General features: G+C 45.5%; 12 protein-coding genes and 1 pseudogene. 3 read left to right on the forward strand and 10 right to left on the reverse strand.

Translation table 11 applies throughout. From position 1 onward, the window contains the following. Nucleotides 1-792: 792 nt before the first annotated feature. The 7 genes from LPH68_RS02725 to LPH68_RS02755 are packed head-to-tail and all read right to left on the reverse strand — an operon-like array spanning nucleotide 793 to nucleotide 13,450. A complete protein-coding gene (locus LPH68_RS02725) occupies nucleotides 793-2,832 on the reverse strand; it encodes a fimbrillin family protein (RefSeq protein WP_151923245.1) in 2,040 nt (679 codons plus the stop codon). Between the two features lie 30 nt (nucleotides 2,833-2,862). After that, the gene (locus LPH68_RS02730) at nucleotides 2,863-3,336 is read right to left on the reverse strand and encodes a hypothetical protein (protein WP_230296852.1); all 474 of its coding nucleotides are present in this window, start codon (nucleotides 3,334-3,336) and stop codon (nucleotides 2,863-2,865) included. Between the two features lie 15 nt (nucleotides 3,337-3,351). After that, nucleotides 3,352-4,530 (reverse strand): glycoside hydrolase family 88 protein, encoded by a 1,179-nt coding sequence (locus tag LPH68_RS02735; RefSeq protein ID WP_074637973.1) that lies wholly within the window; start codon nucleotides 4,528-4,530, stop codon nucleotides 3,352-3,354. A gap of 14 nt (nucleotides 4,531-4,544) precedes the next feature. After that, nucleotides 4,545-6,476, reverse strand: a complete 1,932-nt coding sequence (locus tag LPH68_RS02740; protein ID WP_151923244.1) for a heparinase II/III family protein — start codon at nucleotides 6,474-6,476, stop codon at nucleotides 4,545-4,547. A 24-nt stretch (nucleotides 6,477-6,500) separates the two neighbouring features. Further along, nucleotides 6,501-8,315, reverse strand: coding sequence for a heparinase II/III family protein (locus tag LPH68_RS02745; RefSeq protein ID WP_151923243.1), 1,815 nt, complete (start codon nucleotides 8,313-8,315; stop codon nucleotides 6,501-6,503). 20 nt (nucleotides 8,316-8,335) lie between these two features. Continuing rightward, the gene (locus LPH68_RS02750) at nucleotides 8,336-10,147 is read right to left on the reverse strand and encodes a RagB/SusD family nutrient uptake outer membrane protein (RefSeq protein WP_151923242.1); all 1,812 of its coding nucleotides are present in this window, start codon (nucleotides 10,145-10,147) and stop codon (nucleotides 8,336-8,338) included. Between the two features lie 30 nt (nucleotides 10,148-10,177). Next, on the reverse strand, nucleotides 10,178-13,450 hold the full coding sequence (locus tag LPH68_RS02755; protein ID WP_151923241.1) for a TonB-dependent receptor: 3,273 nt from the start codon (nucleotides 13,448-13,450) through the stop codon (nucleotides 10,178-10,180). A gap of 266 nt (nucleotides 13,451-13,716) precedes the next feature. Here LPH68_RS02755 and LPH68_RS02760 point away from each other — a divergent pair, with 266 nt between their 5' ends. Together LPH68_RS02760 and LPH68_RS02765 are read left to right on the forward strand one after the other, a co-directional pair. Beyond that, nucleotides 13,717-15,150: a sialate O-acetylesterase gene (locus tag LPH68_RS02760; RefSeq protein WP_008641469.1), complete on the forward strand. Its 1,434-nt coding sequence runs from the start codon at nucleotides 13,717-13,719 to the stop codon at nucleotides 15,148-15,150. Nucleotides 15,151-15,317: 167 nt separating this feature from the next. Continuing rightward, nucleotides 15,318-19,328: a hybrid sensor histidine kinase/response regulator transcription factor gene (locus tag LPH68_RS02765; protein ID WP_230296853.1), complete on the forward strand. Its 4,011-nt coding sequence runs from the start codon at nucleotides 15,318-15,320 to the stop codon at nucleotides 19,326-19,328. Here the strand turns inward: LPH68_RS02765 and LPH68_RS02770 are convergent. Then, nucleotides 19,268-20,545: an ATP-binding protein gene (locus LPH68_RS02770; RefSeq protein ID WP_151923239.1), complete on the reverse strand. Its 1,278-nt coding sequence runs from the start codon at nucleotides 20,543-20,545 to the stop codon at nucleotides 19,268-19,270. The two genes, LPH68_RS02765 and LPH68_RS02770, sit on opposite strands and share 61 nt — an antisense overlap. A gap of 176 nt (nucleotides 20,546-20,721) precedes the next feature. Here LPH68_RS02770 and LPH68_RS26800 point away from each other — a divergent pair. Further along, nucleotides 20,722-20,901 (forward strand): annotated as a pseudogene (locus LPH68_RS26800) (helix-turn-helix domain-containing protein); the annotation flags it as partial. 210 nt (nucleotides 20,902-21,111) lie between these two features. On the opposite strand, the gene LPH68_RS02775 reads toward LPH68_RS26800, so the two are convergent. Then, nucleotides 21,112-21,885 carry a radical SAM protein gene (locus LPH68_RS02775; RefSeq protein WP_004298756.1) on the reverse strand — a complete coding sequence of 258 codons (774 nt, stop codon included), beginning with the start codon at nucleotides 21,883-21,885 and terminating at the stop codon, nucleotides 21,112-21,114. A gap of 115 nt (nucleotides 21,886-22,000) precedes the next feature. After that, entirely contained in the window at nucleotides 22,001-24,112 is a 2,112-nt protein-coding gene (locus LPH68_RS02780) for a DUF5117 domain-containing protein (protein ID WP_230296854.1), read from the reverse strand. Between the last annotated feature and the right edge of the window lie 14 nt (nucleotides 24,113-24,126).

Genomic DNA, 24,126 nt, shown 5'->3' on the forward strand with positions numbered 1-24,126 from the left:
AAACTTTCTCACAAAGATAGAATCTTTTTAGTATAAAAACAAGTAAATTCACCATATACAGTGAATTTGCACATAAATAGCATAGTATTAAAGCATACTATCATGCTTTTCACCATATATGGTAATTTAAAAGAGATACATGCTTATAAAGGAAAGACATTGATTGCTGAAAGAAGTGCCAACATGAAGAATTGTATATTTTACCTATCCTGCTCTTTATATTTCGAGCCCTTCCTTGCACTTCATGAAAAACGCCCTCCATTTAGAGTTACAGATTTCGCAAATAACACAAAATAGGCATTATTAGCAAACAAGTTACAATAAAAGCAGTTAATCAAAAGCATAAATAGCTATCATATCACAAAGGATATATCAGATTGCTATTTATAAATAGGCAGTAGAAAAAGACAAACCAGCTCAATATATCCTCTTCAAAAACCAAGTTTAGCTTCCTTTAAAAGAAACCGATGGTTTGATTATAGCAAACGGACGGTTTGTTTAAACCAAACGAAGGGTTTGATTACGGCAAACGGATGGTTTAGTTACACCATATCGTTCATATTTCAAGGAAATAAATACAAGATAAAGAGAGATAATGCATATTCTTGCAATTGTTCATGCAGTTTATTTTCTGTTTGGCCCTTTTCTTTCTTTCCTTTTTTCGTGAATATCTTAAAAACAGAACAGATTCCCCGTTATATGAAAGTACCTTGTATCCGGAGACAGGCAGAAACTTTCATATAACGGGGAATTCTATTTCATATTCTCAATGAAGAGAATCCATGAAGAGAATCAACGATTCTCGGTATCTTTCATACAACGCACGGAGAATGCATGGGAACGACCGGAGGAATGTGTCCAGGTCTTATCGGAGACTTTATAATACAGAGAAGTAGCTCCCTGATCCTTGTCATTTCCATAACTGCTAGCCGATGAGTTAGACCAATAGCAAGCGGCACCCTTAGCGGTATCCAATCCTGTATTGTTGCCATTATTACCGCCGTTGGAACCCCACTTACAACCTGCCAACGGCCAATATGCGTAATTCGTACCGTCATAGCAATATTTAAATACCGCAGTTGCGCTCTGTTTCACAAATTCTCCTTTCTGCTCTATCTCATCCAATACTCGGGGAGACACAACCCGGTAACCTTTCGGACAAGGATCATAAATAGATTTATGACCGTCAGAAGGATTGAGATAAGTGCTCGATTCATTCGGGTTACCCCAGAAGTCATCTTTACGATCGGTACGTGCACCGGTCCATGCACCCAGATACCAGTCGGATTTTGTATTATCCACATTATTGGTATAAAGCAACGCACGGGGATTTTCTATAGAGAAGCGGACGTTGGTGGCTTCGGTAGGTATATTAGTACCCACGGTTCCCGACCAGCCGACCGGCGTAGGACGTCCCCATTGGAAGTAAACACCGTTTTGCTTCCAGTTGTCTCCTTCACACGTCATATAAGTACCCAGATTACGATCCAACACTACATATCCCGTATTACCATAAGGGTGTTCTGCCGGAGTAGGGGTCATCCAGATAATAAAACTCCAGATGACGGTAGTCTGATCCGCTCCATAGATAGCCACCTGGCCGCAACCGCCAGGTAGTCCGGCGTATGTTTGAATCCCTGTTACCGTAATCGTATAATCACCATTCACAGGAGTAATATCTGTAGCAGAGCCGTTTACCCGAACCATTTTATTCGCATTACCCAAATCGCAATTAAGTATAGTCTTGGCATACTTGGGTTCTTCCACTTCCATAAAGTTACCACGTGCTTTCACACTCATCGTATTGCTCACGCCACTGGTAGAAATATTCGTCAACAGACAGTTGGACTCGCCATAAGCCCATCCTCCTGCCAATAAACGTGTCTCTACCGGCTCATACCATTCGCAGGAGTTATCCGAAAGTTTCAGGTTGTTGACAGCAATCGTATTGACAGCATTGGCTTTCAGTTGCTTTCCTTCTTTGAGAATAGGAATGGTAACAGTCTGCTGGTCATTTTCCAAAGTGATGACAATGTACACTTCTTTGCCACTTAAATCGGCAGGATATGTAGTCAGGTATATATCCTGTGCGGAAGCGAGCAGTTCGGGAGTAGTCAGTGAAACAGTGGCATACGGTTTCACATCTGTACCGTAGGTCAGTTCGTCCGTATCCAAATCTGCTGTGAATACACCGGAAAGAGGAGTTTTTGTCTCCTTGTCATATAAAGAAACACTCTTTAGCTTGTACGTAGAAAGCTCCTGGGATGAGATGCTGAACTTCACATACGCCATCGCATGGTTCAACGTAAATTTAGCAAGCATATCCGGACTGCTGACCGTAGCCTTGGCAAACGCAAAACCATACTTTCCAATATGATGGCTATCGCCGGGACGGCTTTGTTCCTGCTCAACAGACAGGGTAGAAGTAATCTTGTTGCCATTTTCGGCCAGTTCCGTACTTGCCCGGTAAGGATAGTAAATAAGAAGTTCCGTAGCTCCTTCTTCCGCCATCTTCACGTCGTCCGAAGTAAAGACGCCGGAGTTCTGCCCGATCGACTCATCACTCAATAAAGACTGCACATTATTGATGTCGGTCCCTGCCGTACGGGAGAAAACACCCAAGGCATCCCCTTCGCTCCAGAGCACCGGATAAACGTCACCTGTTTTGTCACCGATAGAAACACGTGTCTGCGGAGACGAGAGTCCAACCAACGTCAGACATGAACCTGCCGTTGCCGGTTCTTTGCCGTTATCGGACGAAATAAGTTCGTCCTGCGTGCAACTTGTCATCATGAGAATCATTGCACCTATTGCAAATAATCTATTTTTCATACCATTCATTCTTTTGAGTTACACCATTCTTTACCATTCATTCTCTTCCAGATCACCGGCAGAACCGCCGTCACTCCATGCTCCTTCCGTTCCTGAAGCTTTCCAGGTCTGGAAAGCGGAACACACGGCACGCCCTTCGGCATTATAGGCGATGATCGCACTGATGTAATTCACCCCCGGACGTAATCCTTCAGTGATTTTGCGCGTATAGGGCAGAGATACGGGTTCTCCGTTCTCTTCTACGAATTTCACCAGTTTCACTTCAATGTTATAATCAAAGCCAATGTCGGCCACCGGATAGAATTCAATGACTTTCGCACCGAACGTAGTACCTGTTTGCTGCTCGGAAGTAATCAGAGCCGTATTGTCCGCAATCTCCGAAACTGTCAAGTTCATGGTGGGAATGACACGCGAAGCCGAATCATCCTTGTCCGAACAGGAGGCAGTTATCAGCAGTAGAACGAAGATAAATGCCATATTTATATGTAAGTTCTTCATAATCATATTGTATTAGTTTTATTATTGTAGATTCTTATACCGCAGCAATGCTTCTAAAAAATAATAATCGGCATACGTCAGGGGGACATCCACTTCGCTTTTATCAGGAAGTGCACCCACGCTGTGCTTCAGGATGAAACATTCGTTCGTACCCGGTTCTGCCAGATACTCTTTCGAGGCAAGCGTACGGAGTTGCTTTTCTGCCATGGCAAGATAAGATTCCTTGGCCTCCGTGCCGGGGATATAACGGCTTAGCTCGATAAAGGCGGAGGCCATGATAGCCGCAGCGGAAGCATCCCGATAGGTCTGTTCTTCTACCGGAGCGTCGAAATCCCAGTAAGGAATACCGTCGGCAGGCAAACGGCGGAGCAGCATATCGGCGATATGCCCGGCTTGCAACAGATAATTCTGATACCCCGTCAAGCGGAACATCATCGTATAGCTATACAAGGCCCATGCTTGTCCGCGGCTCCAGGAGGAATCGTCCGAGAAGCCCTGCACCGTTTGCTTGCCGCGCACTGCACCTGTTTCAGGGTCATAATCCACCAGATGATACGTGGAATAATCATCCCGGAAGTGATGCTGGATAGTGGTATTGGCATGCGTACAGGCAATGTTCTGCAAAGAGTCGTCGGCATAGGCTTTCGACATGGACAACAGCAGTTCAAGATTCATCATATTGTCAATAATCACCGGGAACTTCCAGTCACAGCCTTTGCGCACAAAGTCCCAGCTACGAATCACACCGGCAGCAGGATTGAAGCGGGTTGACAAGGACTTGGCGCCCTGATAGAGCACTTGTTTATAAGCCTCATTACCTGTCAGCCGGAAAGCATTCCCGTAACTGCAATTCAACTGGAAACCGACATCATGATCCCTGGTCACGTATTGTATAGAGTCGAGTTTCAGCGTGTTCTTCTCGGCCAGTGTTTTCACTGCTTCATTGCCTGTATATTCGTAGATATACCAGAGGGAACCGGGATAGAAGCCGCTGCACCACCAATAGATATTTGAGGGAACAAACTCACCATCGGCAGAGAGCGTGCGGGGAAGTGTCTTTTCTGTCAGGCGGGTGTCCATAGCCGTGTATTGTTGCTCCGCAACGGTAAATACACGGTCAATCAACGCCTCCATCGGCTCCTGCTTCGTGCAGGAGGCCAATGTCAAAAGTCCGAGTATAGATATTAATAGGATTCTCATACGTTCCATTCTTTTTATTTAGGGGACAGGGTTGTGGTAAATGTGGCGGTCTGATTGGCGGTAACCGTTGCTTCAAAGCCAACCATATAGGTGCCCGGATTAGCCTGGTCATAAGAGTTCTCGCTGGTGGTACTCCATTGCTTGTAGGTAGGCTTCACGCTTCCGCTGGCTGTGAGATACATCACTTTACTTCCGTTCGTTAGTATGATGCGGTTACTTTCCACCGTCGGAACGGCAGGCGTCACCATACACCAGCGCACTTTGGCGGATTTGTCCGTTCTCGCCTTGATCTCATCCATGACTACTAAATCTTTATCGTTCACGATTTTCACGGTACGGGTAGCGGACGCAGCCTGATCGGACACCACTTCTGTCAGATCGAAAGTGGCTCCCAGTTCCGTAGCGGTATTGATAGTAGTGGTCAGGGTAGCCGCCCCATTTACCCGGTGACGGGTGTCGTTGATTGAAATCGTGCTATGATTCAAGTTATTCAGGCGGAATACATCCCAACGCATCGAGTTCTGTCCCATATCCCAAAGATTACCACCCAAAGCTGCCAATTTCGACTCGAGCGTTGTATAACTTTGCAGACCGAAATCCATTGACCAGCGCACTCCATACGCGTCGTACACAAACGAACCGGCATCCATGTGTCCGTGGCTCGAACCTGCCTTGCCACCTTTGATTCCGAGGTATTTATCCGTATCGGTGTACGTCCAGTCGGTATGTACCATCACCACGGGCGTTTCCCCTTTTCCACTCCATAGTTTATTGGAAGGAGCGGAGATTGCGTCCAGATTCAGATTATTGGCAAACGCCATAATCATCGGTAACAGGCGGTTTTCGGCACAGGAAGCGTATTCGCCGTTCTTCAACATTTTCAGCTCATTATATAATAAGGACGGGTTACTGTATTTATCGGCAAACCACCACGAAGCCAATGCCGCAGTAGAGGAGGGGGCACAGTCGGAATAATTAAAGAACTTGCTGTTCAAGCCTGTCATATACAGCATATACTCTGCCGTTTTGGAGAATCCCGGTGTATCGGAAAGCCCGTTATCCGTGCCGAGCGTACTGTTGAGGGCGGCAAGCATCAATACCTGATAGAGCGTGCCGTAACACCAGTAACCGCTGCCCTCCGGATAGTTGCCGTCGGGAGAGTACATCACTTCCAATGCAGGTTTATTGAATTCCAATGCTTTTTCAATCATGTCCTTTGCTTCGGAAGGATTGTTTTCGTATGAAGCGAGTGCCGCACAGACCAGTCCGCCATTACAAACCTGGTTCCAGTTGTTGGTGGCTTCGTAGAAGTTGAGGTTCCAGTTCTTGTTCTGCGCCTGTTGGAAGGCAAACTTCAACAGTGCGTTGGCCGCTTTCGTACGGGTGGCTGCGCTTAGTTCGTTGTAGAGCCAGTCGTAGCCGAACGCAACAGCCGTAGCCATTTCGCCCACATCGAGAAAGTGGCGTTTCGAGTTCCAGTCGGGAAAGTTGCAGACAGCGTTCATATCCGTTTCCGCTTTAGTCAGGTATTTGGCATCGCCGGTCATCCGGTAGGCATAAGCACAGGTGAAAATACGCAGTAACGCATCGCGGGATACATCGAGAATACGTTTGTTGCTGGCATCCAATTTATAAGTCAGTGCCGTGGCGTTCATCCCTTTGCTGTTGCACACTCCCATAATGGTATTATGGAGCAAGGTCAGATTGGCACTCGAATTGGCATCCACTTTGGCTTTCAACGCAGTGAAGGCCTCGGCGTTCATCAACAGACGGGGATGATTGTCCGCAGTCAGTTTGGAATAATCCAGTCCGCCCTCCGGCTCCGTGGGAGTCGGTTTCTCATGGGTAGATCCCGGACGGAATCTGTTCTCATCTTCATCGGAACAACTAACGGCTGTTCCCACAAAGAAAGCTATGATGATTGTTTTAAAAAGAATCGTTTTCATGGTTCAATGAATTTATTTGTATTACTACTTCAAAGGAATAAGTCGTACTTTCAGTTGCGAGGCACGATTGGCAGGAATCACCGTCTCAAAGCCCACGCGGATGGTTCCCGGATTGCGGAAATCATATTCATGCGGGGGCACGTTCGACCAGGTTTTCATTTCTACTTCCGTATCGGCATCTACTGTCAATAGCATCCGCCGACCATCTTTGGTTAATTCCATCCGGTTCTTGCCTGTAATTTTGGCTTCTGCCGGAGTGACCATTATCCAGGATACGGCAGCTTCCTTGTCCCCCGTCTCCAACCGGTCGGTCACTTCCAGATGGTCTTTCTGATCCAATATCACGGTGCGGACGGCTTTCTTCACGCTGTTGGCAAACACACTCGACAGGTCCACTTCCGCCCCTTTCTGTTTCTTCGACTCGAAAGTACGGATGATCGGGGCATTGCTCTCTACCAAATGGCGTTCTCCGTTAATCGTCAACGTATTGTGAGCAATATTGCTTAGCCGGAATACTTCCCAGCGTTGTCCGTTCTGCGACATATTCCACAGGTCCACTCCCTTACTTTCGAGTGTGATATAACTCTGCATCCCCAAGTCCATCGCCCAACGCACTCCGTCTCTCTCGAAGATAAACGACCCGGCATCCATGTGTGCATGAGAGGTAGAGGGCGAACCTCCTTTCACTCCCAGATAGGTATCTTTCTTGCTGTCCCATCCGCCACGGTAGATAAACACAGGCGTATCTCCACGGTTAAACCAGAAGTTTTTCTTCGGCTTTCCGATCCGGTTCAGGTCGAGCTGTGAACAGAACACCATCAGGCTGGGCAGTAAACGGTCTTCGGCAAACTGCATATCCGGGCGGTCGAGATACTGACGTTCGATCCACAACAGGGAAAGGTCTTTCGCCTTGCCTGCAAACCAGAACATCATCATATTACACTCTGCCTCCACCGGAGAGTCCGAGAAACAGAAACAGTCTCCGCTCGGAGCTGTCATATACTGCATGAAACGGGCAGATTCCATGAAGCCGGGGGCTTGGGAGAGCCCATTGTCTGTGCCGAAAGCACTTTCGAGCGCAGCAATGAGCATTACCTGAAAACTTGTCCCGTACCCCCAATATCCGAACCCTTCGGGATAACCTCCGTCGGGGCCATAACCTACCATCGCTTTCGGATTTGTCTCCATGCATTTCTCTATGATGCCTTTCGATACCTCCGGAATCTCTTCAAAAAGAGCCAGCGCGCCATACGCCAATCCACTATTACATACGGAATTCCAGTTATTCTTGGCTGTATAGAACCAGGCATGACGGGTGTTCTTTGCCGCGTCGAACCCTTTCGCGATGATTGCTTCGCGCACCACCCGGCGGGTGTCGGGCTGCAAAGAGTCATACAGCCAGTCATAACCGATAGCCAATGCCATTACCATCTCACCCACATCCAGGAAATGAGTAGGGTTCCAGTCGGTGAAATGACTAACGGCCAGCATCTCCTGTTCCGCACGGAGAGCGTATTTCTGATCTCCCGTCATACGATAAGCGTATGAGAGGTAATAGATACGCTTCAATGCGATGCGCGAAATCGCCAGCAGGCGTTTACCCTCTTTGATACGTTCCACAGGCTGTTCCGTAAGTGTCCGGTCGCAAAGTTCCATGATCCGCTGGTGAACAGTGGCCAACGGGGGATACTCCGCAATGGCTTTCCTGATGGCTTCTTCTCCTCCCTCCGGCAGTAACAACCGGGGATGAGGCGCTATCTTGCCATAATCAAACTGTTGCGCAACTACACCCGTGCAACCGGATACAAAAATGAGTAATAGTAAAAGTATTTTCTTCATCCTTATTCAAATCTTTATGATTAATACGCCCAACCGCTTCGTTTAGTCAGGTTCGGGTTCTTTTGCGTTTCAACAATAGGAGCAGTCCACGGCCACATATAATCGGCATAATACCAGTTATACTCTACCATATCGCCCCACCAGGACTTGCCGCCATTCACGTCTTTTCCCTGGAATTTGGTTTCTTTGTAGGTTCCCCAACGTACTTCGTCGAAGAAGTTAATTCCCTCCAGGCAGAATTCCACGCGACGTTCGTAACGTATCCTTTCGAGCATGTCTTCCTTTCCGTTCACTGCGCACGGACCGCTTCCGCCCTCTGTCAGTGCGGGCATGTGGGCACGGGTACGTACTTTATTCACCAAACGGATGGCTTCTCCCAACTGATCGGTCTGCGCCAATGCTTCGGCATACTGCAACAGTACATCGGTATAGCGAATCAACGGCCAGTCGGTATGGCAACGGCTCCGGCTAATCAAACGGCCTTTCTCAAACTCATTGTACTTGCGATAGCAGTAGAAAGCAGAAGTACGTTTATCGAGCCAGAAGTCTCCGCCATTCGTGCCCTGTTCCTTCAACGGCCAACGGAGTTGTTTACCGATCTGGTTGGCATCTCCTGCATAATTAGGCTTGTAGCAGTCCACCGGCACATAAGGAGTGACGACGGTCTGTTGCAGACGCGGGTCACGGTTGTCATACGCCTTTTTGATACGGGCTTCATTACCACTGTTGAGGTAATATTTCTGATAGATATCTTCGCCTACCCGTTTGATAAGGGCATTTTTTTGTGAGGACATGGATTCCAATCCGTCACGGCAGAAAAAGATTTCACGTTGTTGCGGAGTCAGTAAGTCCCAATCTTCCAAGCCGTCTACTTCCGACCATTTGAAGTCCGATCCGTCCGCGTTCTTATAGTAGTCCACAAAGTCTGCGGAAGGTTTTATTTCCGTCCAGCCATCATACGTATCGCGGGCACCGGTCATTTGCTGAATGTTATCACAATAACCGGTTTCTTCGCTGAACTGGAGCGAGAAGATCATTTCTTTATCCTTTTCGTTTTCATATTTGAAGAAGTCGGCATATTCGCCTGTCCACAAGCCATAACCGCACGCTTCCACTTCTTTGAAATCGTTGCCTGCTTCCTTGTATTGCTTCTTCCACATATATACCATACCACGCAGGGCATAAGCGGCTCCTTTAGAGGGACGGCCGTAGTTTTCATTCAGCGTGTTATTGGGGAAGTCGGGATTGTTGATGCAATACGTCAAATCATCCAGAATGACTTGCCATACCTCATCTACCGAAGATTGACCACGGGTACAGTCTTCGTTATTGATGGGTTCCAGATAAACGGGGACGCCCTGATAAAGCATATTCAGACGATTGTACGCCCAGGCACGAAGGAAGCGGGCTTCGCATTGGTAACGCGCCAGTTTATCAGCGCTCATATCCGCTTTATGCAGATTGGCAATCGCATCGTTACACGCATGGATGATGGTGTAACAGAACTTCCATTCATACCACACCTGAAAGTCATTGGCAGGCTTGGTAGCCAGCGAAAGCAGTTCCACCGGATAGTTATTGGAATAATAATCGGTTGCAAAGCTCATAGCTTCGATTCCCTGACGGTTCAGTCCGTCGGCACGGCGAAGCTGGGTAGAGGAGAGTTGGGTGGCATAGAACGGGAAGTAGAGTCCTGCCATTCCCTTGTCGGCAAGCTCCTCCGTGGTCCACATGTTTTCACTTGCAATCTGGTCTTCCGGAGCCACATCGAGAATATCCATGCAGGAGGTAGCCGCCAGCGCCATCGTTAAAATCATTAATATCTTTTTCATATCAGATTCTGTTTTTTTAGTTCTACATCATTAAAAGGTAATCTGTCCGCCAAAAGAGATCTGACGCATCAACGGATAACCGATGGCAGTTCCTATTTCCGGATCGAGTCCCGGATAACTGGTAATCGTCAGGATATTGTCCATCGACACGAAAGCACGGAGTTTATTAACAAAGAACTTGCTGGAAATCCGTTGCGGCAACGTATAGCCGATTTGGATATTCTTCAACTTGAAGTAGTCGCCCTTATATTCGTTCCAGTCGCTCTGGATTCTGTTATTATAGGTAGTACCGTATGTCAGGCGGGGATATTTGCCCCACTGGTTGGTGCGCGGATCGTCCGGGTTGGAAGGATCGAAGAAGTAATGGTTATCGGCGATATGCTCGATAATGCCATATCCGTGGCTGACCAGTGTCGAGTTGTAGTAATCCGTATTCCAGTTGAGGTAATGCCCGAAAGCTCCCGACCATAACATGGAGAAATCAATGTTCTTGTAAGAGAAGGCACAGTTGAAGCCCAGGTTGAATTTGGGGACACTGGTGTGTCCGGAGAAATCCCGGTCGTTGGTATCGCCGTAGTTCATATCACCGTTGCTGTCGGCATAGAGTATGTCACCATACCAAAGCTGGTCTTTGGCAACCGTCTTCATTCCTCCGAACGAATAACCGGAGTCAATCATGGCCTGCACCCATACCATATCTTCTTTCGTACGTATCATTCCGTCCTTCGGTCCCGCATGGATATCCACCGCACCTCCGGTATAGCCTTCGCCGGAACCTCTGTACACCTTATACATATAGGTTTCTCCCAGTTGGCGACCTTCGCAGATGTAGCCTCCGAAACCAGATTCAGACACATCACTGAAGTTGTTGACATAGCTCACTTTGTTTCCCTGTGCATCATACGTCCAGTATTTCTGGAGTTCGCCTTTGAACTTCATCACTTTGTTGGCGTTGAAAGAGAAGTTCATACCCACTCGGTATTCGAAATCTTTTCCGATACGGTCGTTCCAGTTGAGGGTAAATTCAACACCACGGTTGCGCACTTCACCCAAATTCTCGGGAGCAGAGCCTACAACACCCATCGAAAGATAGAGTTCGGGATGGTAGAGAATGTCCGAAGTATACTTATTATAATAGTCTATCTCACCCGTCAGGCGGTGGTTGAAGAAGCCGAAATCAAGTCCGATGTCGGTGGTGGCGGTACTTTCCCAATGCAGCTTGTCGTTGCTTAGTTTCTTGCGTACCAATCCTTTGGTTCCTTCACCGTCGATTACAACATTGCCTGTGGCGTAGTTTGCCTGCCAGTCGTAGTTGCCCGTTGAGTTGTTACCTGTCTTTCCCCAGGAAACACGGAGTTTCAGGTTAGAGAGATAGTCCGATGCTCCCTGCATGAACGATTCTTCCGAAATACGCCATCCACCGGAGAACGAGGGGAAATATCCCCAACGCTGGTTCACACCGAAACGGGAGGAGGCATCGGCACGAAGGTTGGCTTCGAAGAGATAACGCCCTTTATATCCGTAGTTGACACGGCCGAAATAAGAGAGCAATCCCCATTTGGCAGGTGCCGAGCTGGAAGAGCTGACGAGCGTCTCGTAAGTGCTTAGTTCGTTCAGCGTCCAGTCCGTAGCGCCTTTACGGGAAACGGCAAAGCTCTTGCTGTAATATTCCTGTGCAGAATATCCGAGCAGTGCGCCCAGATCGTGGTCTTTCTTGATGGTTGTATTGTAGCGTACCAGTATTTCGGCACTCTGACGCCAGGTGCGTGCGCTCGTATTGGTGATGGAAGCGTTCTCCAACGCGCTTTCGCTGACACGCTGGTCGGTGACGTAGTCCCAATAACCATTTTGGCGGCTATAAGAAGACTTGTCGGTGAATGTCGGCGAATAGTTGAAAGTACCTTCAATGTTGAGCCCTTTATAGGGAGTGATAATTCCGTAGACTGATGCGTTGAGACGCCATACGGTATTGAAACCGGTGGCTCCTGCCATCTGACCGAAGATATTATTGGCATTGGAAGATTCTTCGCTGGCTAGCGCGGCACGTCCCCAGTAGTTCGGTTCGCCGGGATATACACCCGGAGTGGTCTGATAGAGATACTTGAATCCGTTGCTGATATTAGCCATCCCGTAATCTTGCTTTTGTCCGTAGAGACGGGTGCCGACGGTCATCCATTTCACAATCTTGGCTTCCAGGTTGGTACGGAAATTGATTTTCTGCGTACTTGAGTCGAGGTTCCAGCGATTCATCACTCCCTGATTGTCGAGATAGCCCAATGAAAGCATGTATTTCACTTTCTCCGAACTGCCGGCAACAGACAGGTTGTGCTCTTGCGAATATCCGGTGTCGAATACTTCGTCGAACCAGTTGGTGTTGGGATAAGCCACGTGATTGGGTACTCCGTACTCGTTCAACCCGTTCGGATCGGCAGAAGCAGCCCTCCAGCGGTCGATGCTTTCCTGTGAGAAGATACCTTTGGTATTCACATTGTCGCAAGCCTCGTTCACCAGTCCCATATAACGGGCATAGTCGCTTACGAAAGAGAGGTTATTGTAGGGCATCTGCACGACTCCCGAATAAGAATAGGAGATTTGCGGTTTGCCTTTCCCGTTTTTGGTGGTGATAAGGATGACTCCGTTGGCGGCGCGCGTACCATAAATAGCTGTGGAGGCAGCGTCTTTCAGTACGGAGATGCTTTCGATGTCGTTGGGGTTCACATTGTCCATGCTCCATTCGATACCGTCCACCAGGACCAATGGGGAGTTGGTATTGAACGTACCGTTACCGCGGACGCGGATGGTGGCACCGTCCGAGCCGGGTTGTCCCGAAGCTTGCGTGACGTTCATACCGGCGGCAAGTCCCGAAAGGGCGGAAGAAACACTCATGATGGGTCGTCCTTCCGTCTGGTCGGCAAAGTTGATGGAAGTCACAGAACCGGTCAGGTTCACTTTCTTCTGTACACCGTAGCCCACTACCACTACTTCATCCAGCACTTTCGTTTCCACTTTCATCTGTACATCAAGTTTCGTACGCCCGTTCAGGAGAAGCGTGGTGGTCTGATAACCAATGTAACTGAAAGAAACGGAAGGTTTGGCAGAAGTTGTTTTTAAGGTGTAGTGTCCGTTCAGGTCTGTCAGGACACCGTTTGTTGTACCTACTTCGACGACGGAAACACCCGGCAGGGTTTCTCCATTCTCATCGATCACTACTCCACTTACCGTGGCAGATGTTTGTGCCCACACCACATCTGTCAGTAAAAAGAGCAAAGCCAATAAAAATAATAGATAATGCTTCTTTTTCATTTTATTAGATTTAATGAAACAATTAGGTTGTTAAATACTCACCCTGCAAAGAAATGGGATATTTAGCCAATCTAATAATACTGTTTAGGCGATTGATGCCACTAATTAATAAAATTCGGAGGAGAATGGAAAGGAAAAACAATCTTTTAAGAATTCGACTAGTTTTTATCAGAAAATGACTAGATAATTTTATTCCATATTTAAAAATAGGTTGTATTTTTGCCCGATACCTAATAACTATTCGTCGAATATCTAATAAAAACAGTATGAAAAAACATTTTCTACTTCTTATTTTATCACTTTTATTCCTGCCGATTGCACAAGGCAAAGTAAAACTTCCTGCAATGATGGGAGATCACATGGTACTTCAACAGAACAGTTCCGTTAAGTTATGGGGTTGGGCAGACGGTAAGAAAGTAACTGTCACCACTTCGTGGAACAACCGGACCTATCAGGCATCTACGGATAAAGACGGGACTTGGCTGGTGAAAGTAGACACTCCCGAAGGGGGGTATACTCCTTATTCCATTACTATCAGTGACGGAACTCCGGTCACTCTCTCGGATATACTGATAGGAGAGGTATGGATCTGCTCCGGACAGTCGAATATGGAAATGCGTATGATGGGAAATACGGCACAACCCATTGACAACTCACTTGAAACGCTGCTGAATGCAGGTAACTACCGTGACCGTATCCGGTTTATCACCGTGCCAAGAATAAAAGATGTACAGCGAAGGGCGGACTTTAAAAAAGAAAAATGGAAAGTCTCCACTCCTGAAACAACTATTGATTGCAGTGCAACAGCTTATTTTTTTGCCAAACAAATTACCGAAACTCTAAATCTACCGGTAGGATTGGTAATCAATAGCTGGGGAGGTTCCCGAATTGAATCCTGGATGACCGAAGAAACACTGTCATCCATTCAAGGAATAGATATAGAGACAGCCAAAAGTTCTAAACTGGATGTACGTAATCGATTAGGGTGTCTGTATGATATCATGTTATGGCCTGTCAAAAATTATACAGCACGTGGATTTCTTTGGTATCAAGGAGAATCGAACATTTTCAATTATCAATTCTATGCTCCGATGATGACTGCTATGGTACAACTATGGAGAAATGTGTGGGAAGCGCCCGATATGCCTTTCTATTATGTGCAGATTGCTCCTTACAAATATGAAAACAGCCGGAATACAGGTGCCGCCTTGCTGCGTGAAGCACAAGTGGAAGCACTGAAAACAATCCCTAATTCGGGCATTGTACCCACTACGGATATCGGTGATGAATTCTGCATCCATCCGCCACAGAAGGATGTAGTAGGGCTTCGGTTGGCTACGCTTGCACTGACTAAGACATACGGTATCCGCCGGTTGCCATCCAACGGCCCGATGATGACCAAAGTGGACTATGCGGACAAAAAGGCCATAGTGACATTTGATAATGCACCTGCGGGGTTGTTCCCTACTTTCTCCGAACTGGAAGGATTTGAAATTGCGGGAGCGGACAAGAAGTTCTATCCGGCAAAAGCAAAGATTGTGGGACGTACCAACACAGTAGAAGTGTGGAGTGAAGAGGTAGCCCAACCGATTGCCGTGCGCTATGCTTTCCGTAATTATGTGGGAAATATCACGCTGCGGAATACTTTCGGATTGAGTGCTTTCCCATTCCGCACAGATACGTGGGATGACGTGAAATAAAGGCTTCTACAAAGGGGGTAATTACCCTGTTTACAGGAGCTATAGATCCAATCTGTTGGGTATATATGCCCTGCGTGTTGGGTATATAGATCCAACGTATTGGACATATAGATCCAATACGCAGGATATATAGCTCCTGCAAACAGGGGATATAAAGAAAGGAAACTATGAAACGATCCATCTTATCCATATGTATATTGTTGGCATCGGTTTCTCTGGTCTTCGCCAATATCTACAAGAAATATGACGTTAGATCGGGGTTATCGGGCAACTGTGTCCGGAGCATCCTTCAGGATAGCATCGGATATATGTGGTTTGCAACGCAGGACGGGCTGAATCGTTTCAACGGCATCGAGTTCACCAACTACGGACATTCGTCAGAAAACGGCGGAAACAGCTATATGAATATAGTAACGATCTGCCGCCATCAGGATAACAATCAGATTTGGGTGGCCAGTACGGAGAAGCTGTATTTATTCGATTCGTGGGAAGAGAAGTTCTCCGTATTCGATAAACAGACGGAAGACGGGGCATCAGTCAACAGCGTCTTCGGAATGGCATACGACAATGACGGGCAGTTATGGATCGGAACAACCAACGGGCTGTTTGTCTACAACGAGAAAAAAGGTACGTTGAGGCAATATCTGCATTCTCTTTCCGATCCTCATTCACTGCCGGATAATCACATATGGGTGATTTATAACGACTCGTTCGGGACTATCTGGATAGGTACCCGGAATGGGCTGGCGAAATACAACCAACGTACGGACAACTTCACAGGATATATATCCGAGGGCACTTCTTTCGGACGTCCTGCCTGCAACGAGATTATCTCTTTGATGGAAAGTTCGCAGGGAGTATTATGGGCGGGTACATGGTACGGGGGACTGGCACGTTTCAATAAAGAGACAGGGCAATTCCGCTATTACTTCGGAGAAGGGGACACGCTTACCATTCCGCGCATCCGCACCTTGTTTCAACGGACAGCCAACTCTTTCTATCTCGGCTCCGACGACGGACTTTATACATTCAACACCACGACAGGAGAATGTCTGCCTACCGACGACGAACAAAATAAAGAAAGTATCTATGCCTGTTATCAGGATAGGGAAGGGGGAATCTGGATCGGGACTTATTTCAGTGGAGTGAGTTACCTGTCTCCCAAGCATAAGGATATCGAGTGGTATTATCCCAATGGTACGGAAAATTCTCTTTCGGGAAATGTAATCAGCCAATTCTGCGAAGATCCCGACGGTAACATCTGGATTGCTACCGAAGACGGGGGACTGAATCTCTTTGATCCCCGCACGAAAAAGTTCAAAAACCATCTGTTGAGAAGCAGTAACCCTAACATCGGTTATCACAATATCCATGCACTACTATACAATGAAGGAAAATTGTGGATTGGCAGTTTCTCACGGGGATTATATATCCTGGATACTCAAACGGGAAAAATGAAAAACTATCGCCATAACCGCGCAAACCCACATTCAATTCCTAACGACCATATCTACTCCATCTATCAAACGAAGGATGGCAGCATTTATCTGGGAACGCTTTCCGGATTCTGCCGGTATGACCCGGAAAGTGACTCTTTCCGAACATTGGAACCTTTAAGCCATATCTTTATCTACGATATGGTTGAAGACCAACATGGGGACATGTGGCTGGCAAGCAAAAGGGACGGCATTTGGCGTTACAACCGCCAAACCGGTAAATTGCACAACTATCGCAACGACCCGGCAAATCCTGATTCTCCTTGCAGCAACTGGGTAATCCGTGTGTATATTGATCATAAACAGCATCTATGGTTCTGTACCGAAGGCGGTGGTATCTGCCGTTATCACTATCAGGAGGACCGTTTTGAAAACTTCTCTACCAAAGAGAATCTGTCAAACAATATCATCTATGGCATACTGGACGACCAATCGGGTAACTATTGGCTTTCTTCCAATAGGGGACTGATCCGGTATGAGCCGCAAAACAAACGGGCACAACTCTATACCATCGAGGATGGATTGCAAAGCAACCAATTCAATTTCCGCTCTTCCCTGCAAGCCAGTGACGGGAAATTCTATTTCGGTGGGGTGAACGGGTTTAATTGTTTCTATCCGTTCAAGTTATCTATTAATAAGGTAAGACCTACGGCGTCTATTTCGGCGGTATATATGCACAGCCCCGACGACAAAGTAAGCCTTAGCAAGCGTATACCTGCTCTTAGCGGACAAGTAACGATTCCTTATCAGGTGGTATCGTTCGACATCGCATTCGAAAGTCTTAGTTATGTGGCTCCCAGCAAGAATTTATATGCCTACAAACTGGACGGTATTCACAAAGAATGGATATATACGGATAAACATAACGTATCTTTTCTCAACCTGCCTCCGGGTGAATATACTTTCCGTGTGAAAGCCAGTAACAACGATGAATATTGGAGCAATGACGACTGTTGCCTGCATATTGAAATTCTTCCTCCACCCTGGAAGACCATTTATGCCAAGATTTTCTATTTACTAATAGCGTGTGGCCTCGCATATTTCCTGATACAGCTTTATTTGCGTAAACAGCAGGCTGTGAAAGCAAGAAAGATGAAAGAGATGGAACAAATCAAGAATCAGGAATTGTTCCAGTCGAAAATTACATTCTTCACCCAAGTGGCACATGAAATCAAGACTCCGGTTAGTCTTATCAAAGCTCCGCTGGAAGCTATTTTGGAAACACATGAATGGAACAGTGAAGTGGAAAGCAACCTGTCTGTGATACAAAAGAATACCAACCGGCTGATGGAGCTTATCAAACAATTGCTCGACTTCCGAAAAGTGGACAAGGAAGGTTATACGCTTTCATTCAATGAAGTGGATATCAACCGGATGATAGAGGACATCATCGACCGTTTCCGTGCCATCTCCCTGACCGGAATCTCTTTCAGTGTCTCCCTGCCGAAAGAACATCTGCAATATAATGTAGACCAGGAGGCGCTGACTAAAATTGTCAGCAACCTGCTGACGAATGCCATGAAATATGCCCGCACCCGCATTATGGTGATTTTGGACGAACATCTGTCTGCAGAAGGGCGTACGCTCTTCTTGTGTGTACGCGACGACGGTCCGGGTATTCCGCAAGAGGAATGCAGCAAGGTTTTCGAACCGTTTTATCAAGTGGGAAACACAGGAAACAACGGTTCGGGAGTAGGAATCGGATTGAGTCTCGTCAAATTGTTGGTGGAAAAGCATAAAGGAAAGGTTTATATCAATCCCGGCTATACGGAAGGATGCGAAGTATGTGTGGAAATTCCGTATTTGGAGAAAAGCATCTCTGTCAGCCCCTCCATTACTTCCATGCCCGACAAGGTTCCCGCTCTGGAGGAAGAGAGCGAACCCGCCGGTTACTCTCTTCTGGTAGTGGAAGACACGACGGATATGCTGGAGTTTCTGGCTAAGAATCTGGGAAATACCTATACCATCCATACAGCCGCCAATGGCAAGGAAGCCTTGGAATGTCTGGAGACAACAACAGTAGATCTTATTATCAGCGACATCGTCATGCCTCACATGGACGGATTCGAATTATTAAAGTCCATCCGTTCCGACAATATGCTTTGTCATATCCCGTTTATCCTGCTTTCGGCACTCGACAGCATCGATTCAAAAATTGCGGGTCTTGACTATGGCGCGGACGCTTATATAGAAAAGCCTTTCTCGCTAAGCCACATGAAAGCCACCATCAATAATCTGCTGGAAAACCGGCGCATGCTGTTCAATCACTTTTCAACGGTGCCGAATATGTCATACGACCAGACATTAATGAACAAAACAGACGTGAAATGGCTGAACACGATCAATGAAATCATTATCCGCAATTTCACCAATGAAGAATTTACCATCGATAAGATGGCAGAGGAGATGGCTATCAGCCGTTCCAACTTACAGCGCAAGTTGAAAGGGCTGACCGGAATGCCACCCAATGATTATATCCGGTTGATACGGCTCAAAACAGCCGGAGAACTTTTGCGGAAAGGGGAGTACCGGATCAATGAGGTTTGTTTCATTGTAGGATTTAATAATCCTTCGTACTTTGCCCGTTGCTTTCAGAAGCAGTTCGGGATATTGCCGAAAGATTATGTGAAAGGTGGTGACATAACCCATTCCCAAAAGGGAACAACTTCAATATCCCCATAAGTTTCCTTCTGGTTGTAAGTAAGCAGTATCTTCTTTTCGAGCATCACATTTTCCAGTTCGAATCCGTACAGTTCACGTTTCAGGTTCATGTCATTCAGTTCATAGCAAACCTGAAAGCCATAAGCTTTCCCGTTTTTATACGCCAAAAAATCACATTCCGTCTTACTATTGTCGAATGAAATATTCATATACCCTTTATTTCTCAGCTCATTATAAACAAGATTCTCCAAGGCACTACCACTTTGCGGAGAATAACGAAAGACATTGGCTGAAACCAAGCCATTGTCAATGAAATAACACTTATGCTGGGAACGGGAAGTCTCTTTCAAAGAATAAGAAAAGTTACGTACATCGACGCAAATATAACTGTCACACAAAAAGTTGAGATAGGACGCAACTGTATTTTCATTGCTTTTCAGTGCCTTACCCACAGCCGGTATAGAAAAACGACTCCCCATATTCTGCATCAAGTAACTGACCAGACGAAAGAACAAATGGGTGTCACGTATGCCACTATAAACGATGCAATCCTTCTGCACAATGGATTCGAAATAGCTTTTCAATAATTCCTGTTTGATGTCCTCATCAGCATCACCCAATACGATTTCAGGAAAACAACCTGTAGAAAGGACATTGTCCATGATACGCAGAACTTTCGGTGTTTGGGTATAACAATCAAGCAAAGTCGTTATTCCTTGCGAACGAAAAACTTCCCGAACAGAAAACGGACGCACTTCATTCTCGAAATAACGACCGGACAACAAGGCGGAAAAACGGTTCTGTAACAATTGCGAGTTAGACCCCGTAATATATATCTTTTCAAATATCTCAGTGTCATAAGCACTCTTTATGAATATCTCCCAATCACATAAATGTTGTACTTCATCCAAAAACAGGAATTTCACTTTCTCTCCCGTCAGACGTTCTGCATTTTCAATCACGCCGAATAATTTGGAGGAATCATCCCAAAATGGAATGAACTGCGGATCATCCAAATTAAGTACAAGAATCGACTTACCGCTCACTCCTGATTGCAACAGATCATTAATTAATAGTTTGAAGACAGTAGATTTGCCACAACGACGTACACCGGTCAGTATCTGAACATGACGCATCGTTTTCTTTTTCAGAAGATTGTCCATGATGTCTCTCGGACACAAGTGATCAAACATTTTGCCATTCCATTGGGCATTCTGGCGTATCAGGGTCTTTTCCATACCAAAATCAGTTTTTTAATAACCTTCAATTCATGCAAATATAAGAACTTTATTTTGTTTACCTAACTATGTTTCGGTAAAATGAGTATTTACAGGAAACATAATTAGGTAAATAAGCCCTTTAATCTGGAAAGAGTGTTCTTTATAAAGAACGTTTTGCAGATAACACTTGGCGTAAATACCGGATCAATGAGGTTTGTTTCATTGTAGGATTCAATAATCCTTCGTACTTTGCCCGTTGCTTTCAGAAGCAGTTCGGGATATTGCCGAAAGATTATGTGAAGAAAGGAAACATTATCAGGGAAGTACACATTCTCAAGCATTCCCACTGCGATGAGAAAAAATACTCATTATAATGAGAAAAAACTCTCACTGCAATGAGAACTTTTTCTCATCGCAGTGAGAATATACCCTTGTCAGAATAGGCTGAAACAGCTCATGAAGCCAATAAAAGGGCGAGCAATAAAATAGGAAATATAAAACTTCTGAATTCTATTAGTTCGCCCTCTTATATTAATTTTCTTACGTATTATCAAGAAGAAATATATCCCTGTTTGAATTATATTTTAATAAGAAGCTGTTGCCGGAATACCTTCCTTTTCCAATAAAGCCACAATACGGTCTAACTCTTCATGCGTAGCCTTTTGCAAATCGTGGTCGGGAGTCTCCCGGTCGATCGTATAAATCATCACTTGCCGGGGAGCGATTTCTTTCACTGCTTCTATCCAGGGGAGCACATACTTGTCGGATGTATTATCCATGTCTTTTCCCTGATAACCTCCTTTCAGAAACATCGTCTGTACGATGCAGTTTCCTTTGAACTCTTTCATTCTTTCGATAATCTTCTTAACAGAATATTTTCCGTTAGGACGGTCCAACAGATGAATGTATTCTTCATCCACCGTATCCAGTTTCAGGATATTATTATCTATCTTGTTCAGTGCTTCGAATACAGCAGGACGGTCGATAAATGTAGAGTTACTCAATACGCTTACTTTTGCTTTTGGGAAATACTTGTCGCGAAGCGCAAGTGTATCTTCTATGATTTCCGGGAAATGGGGATGCGCAGTCGGTTCACCGTTTCCGGCAAATGTCAGTACATCGGGAGCAGGGCCGTTTGCCTGCATGTCTTTCAGTTTCTCTTCAAGAGCCGTACGGACTTCTTCACGGGTAGGAAGAAGTTTCTTCGTACGATGTTCGGCATTGAAACCACACTCACAATAAATGCAGTCGAATGAACAAACCTTACCGTCGTCCGGCAATAAATTGATTCCCAAAGAAACTCCCAAACGGCGGGAATGAATAGGGCCGAAGATGGGTGAAGGAAAAATAATAGTCATCTTATTCTAATTATTTATTCATAAATCATAGCAAAGATAACCCAAAACTTATAGGTTATTCTATCTGTACGACCATTTTTTCATCATCCCAAACAAATTATTACTCTAACGCCACTCAAGAAACCACACGGAAATATTGATCCATTCTTCTCAAAAGCAGAATATACATATCACGTACTTCCCTTTGGGAATGTGTCGTGCTAAGCTCCTCCAGTCTATCGTGCAGACTATGCAATTCGTTCGTTAAACGTTTCTTTATACTATTATGTTCAGTAGCTTCCTGCATAATATCCAGCCACGCTTCCAAACATATCAGCTGAATATCCATCTGTTCATAACTAACGGCAGACTGCGGATCAAAACCATTAAACAACCCCTTATAAAGATCCCGGAAAAAATCAATATCGTCATATCCCTTCCGGTCACTCTGCAACGCCTGCAATCGAAGAGCTGAAATTGTCTTTACACTCAACAATTGTTTGAACAACTTCGCCAGTTCCGGATACAGAAGATTGTTTCTTGTTTCCAATAAATTCTCTTTTACATAGGTACATTCCATCTTTTTAACAGGATGAAACAACCAGTTGTCCAAATCAAGCATTGCCTGACGCTGCGCATCTGCCGGTTGAGAACTACCCACCACCTTTGCCATTTCCATCAGATAACTCCCATACAGACGAATAGCCTTTCTGTATATATCAGTGAGCGAACTCCCTTTATCGTATTTCTTCCCCTTATACACAATCTTGTCCAACCGACTCACTACAGTCTGTAAATCCGATATTTTGACCGTATAATCTTCTGGAAATGAAGAATTAGAATTCTCCTTCCCTGATGGTTGGAATAAACGAATGTGATCTGGTAAATTATGCTCTATCCATTGGCGGAGCTTCTCCCGTTCATCATAACAATTTTGGTCTCCTTTGAAAGGATGATAACCAAAATAAATAGTACGGCAATCATCATCTCCAACTTTTAAAGTCTTTCCACACGAACTTTTCGATAAACTTCTGCGCAAACCTAAAAGATATCCAATTTCTTCCGTTATTTCATTTTGCAACAATTCTTTTTCCACTTCTTTAGAATAACGGTCAGCCAGAATACGCGAATCCGAGGCACCGCAACTTAACAGATAGTCGTCTAATTTTCCTTTTAGGAATCCATGTCCGATATTCAGACGACATGAAAGTATTTCTCCGGTACGAGGATGACAGATAAAGTCACTTTTAATCCCCGGTATTCTCAAATCATAAGATATAAAAGCACGTTGTTCCGCCGGAATTATCTTTCGGTCTGCATACCTTACTTGTAAAGCATCATGAATACCTGCTTTATGGAAGGCGGTATTCCATGCTTCCACTCCTTCCTTTACTGCCTGGAAATATTCCTTCGGAAAAAGGGTGTCTACATAGAAAGTAAGCGGTTGTGACATATCCCAACGAAGAATCAATGAATCTTCTACCATACAATAAGGATTTTGCGAGTAATCTTTGAAACTCAATGTCCGGTAGGGTATCCTGTAATCTGCCAGGCGGACCTGATCTTTTTTCAGAGGTAGCAAGCGTACTGCACAAGTGACTTCCAAAGGCATACTACCTTCAGGCAATAGAACAGCAGAACTGGACAGCATATATCTTTCCGCTTCAACTCCATGATAGCGCCTGACCGTAAACGACACACCTTCCTTAAAAGGATGTATTTTCATTATTTCCGACAATTCCGGAACCAAGGAACGAATAAAATTATCATTATAGCTGAACCAGTCATCGCCAGTCATCAGATACTCTGTTATCCGAATAATGGCTCCCTGCTCTTTTGAATAGGCCACCACTGGATAACTTTCACCGGCGGGTTGTATATTTGACAACGAGAAAGATTGCTGATATGTGCTTTTTTCATCTAAAATATGCTCTGTATAAAACGGGGTTTGAAAGCAAATTGTAGCTTTATCCGGAGATATAATACGCACTACTCCCAGTCCGTCAACCGGACGATTCAACAAATCAAACCCTCGGTCTATCTGTCCACTGACTTCAATTTCCCGCCCGATATATTTTTCGGGTATTTCCAAATAGATTTCTTTTTCCGCTACATACACAGGAAACACACCGTCGATCTTATCCATCCCGGCAACAAAAAACTCGTCAAATGACTTGACGGAATCCTGTGCCTGAAGCAAAACTGTGACACACAACAATATACCAATCACATATCTTCTTCTCTTCATGAATTTCTTTATTT

The sequence above is a fragment of the Bacteroides sp. 1_1_30 genome (genome assembly GCF_020982715.1).
Classification (GTDB): Bacteria; Bacteroidota; Bacteroidia; order Bacteroidales; family Bacteroidaceae; genus Bacteroides; species Bacteroides xylanisolvens.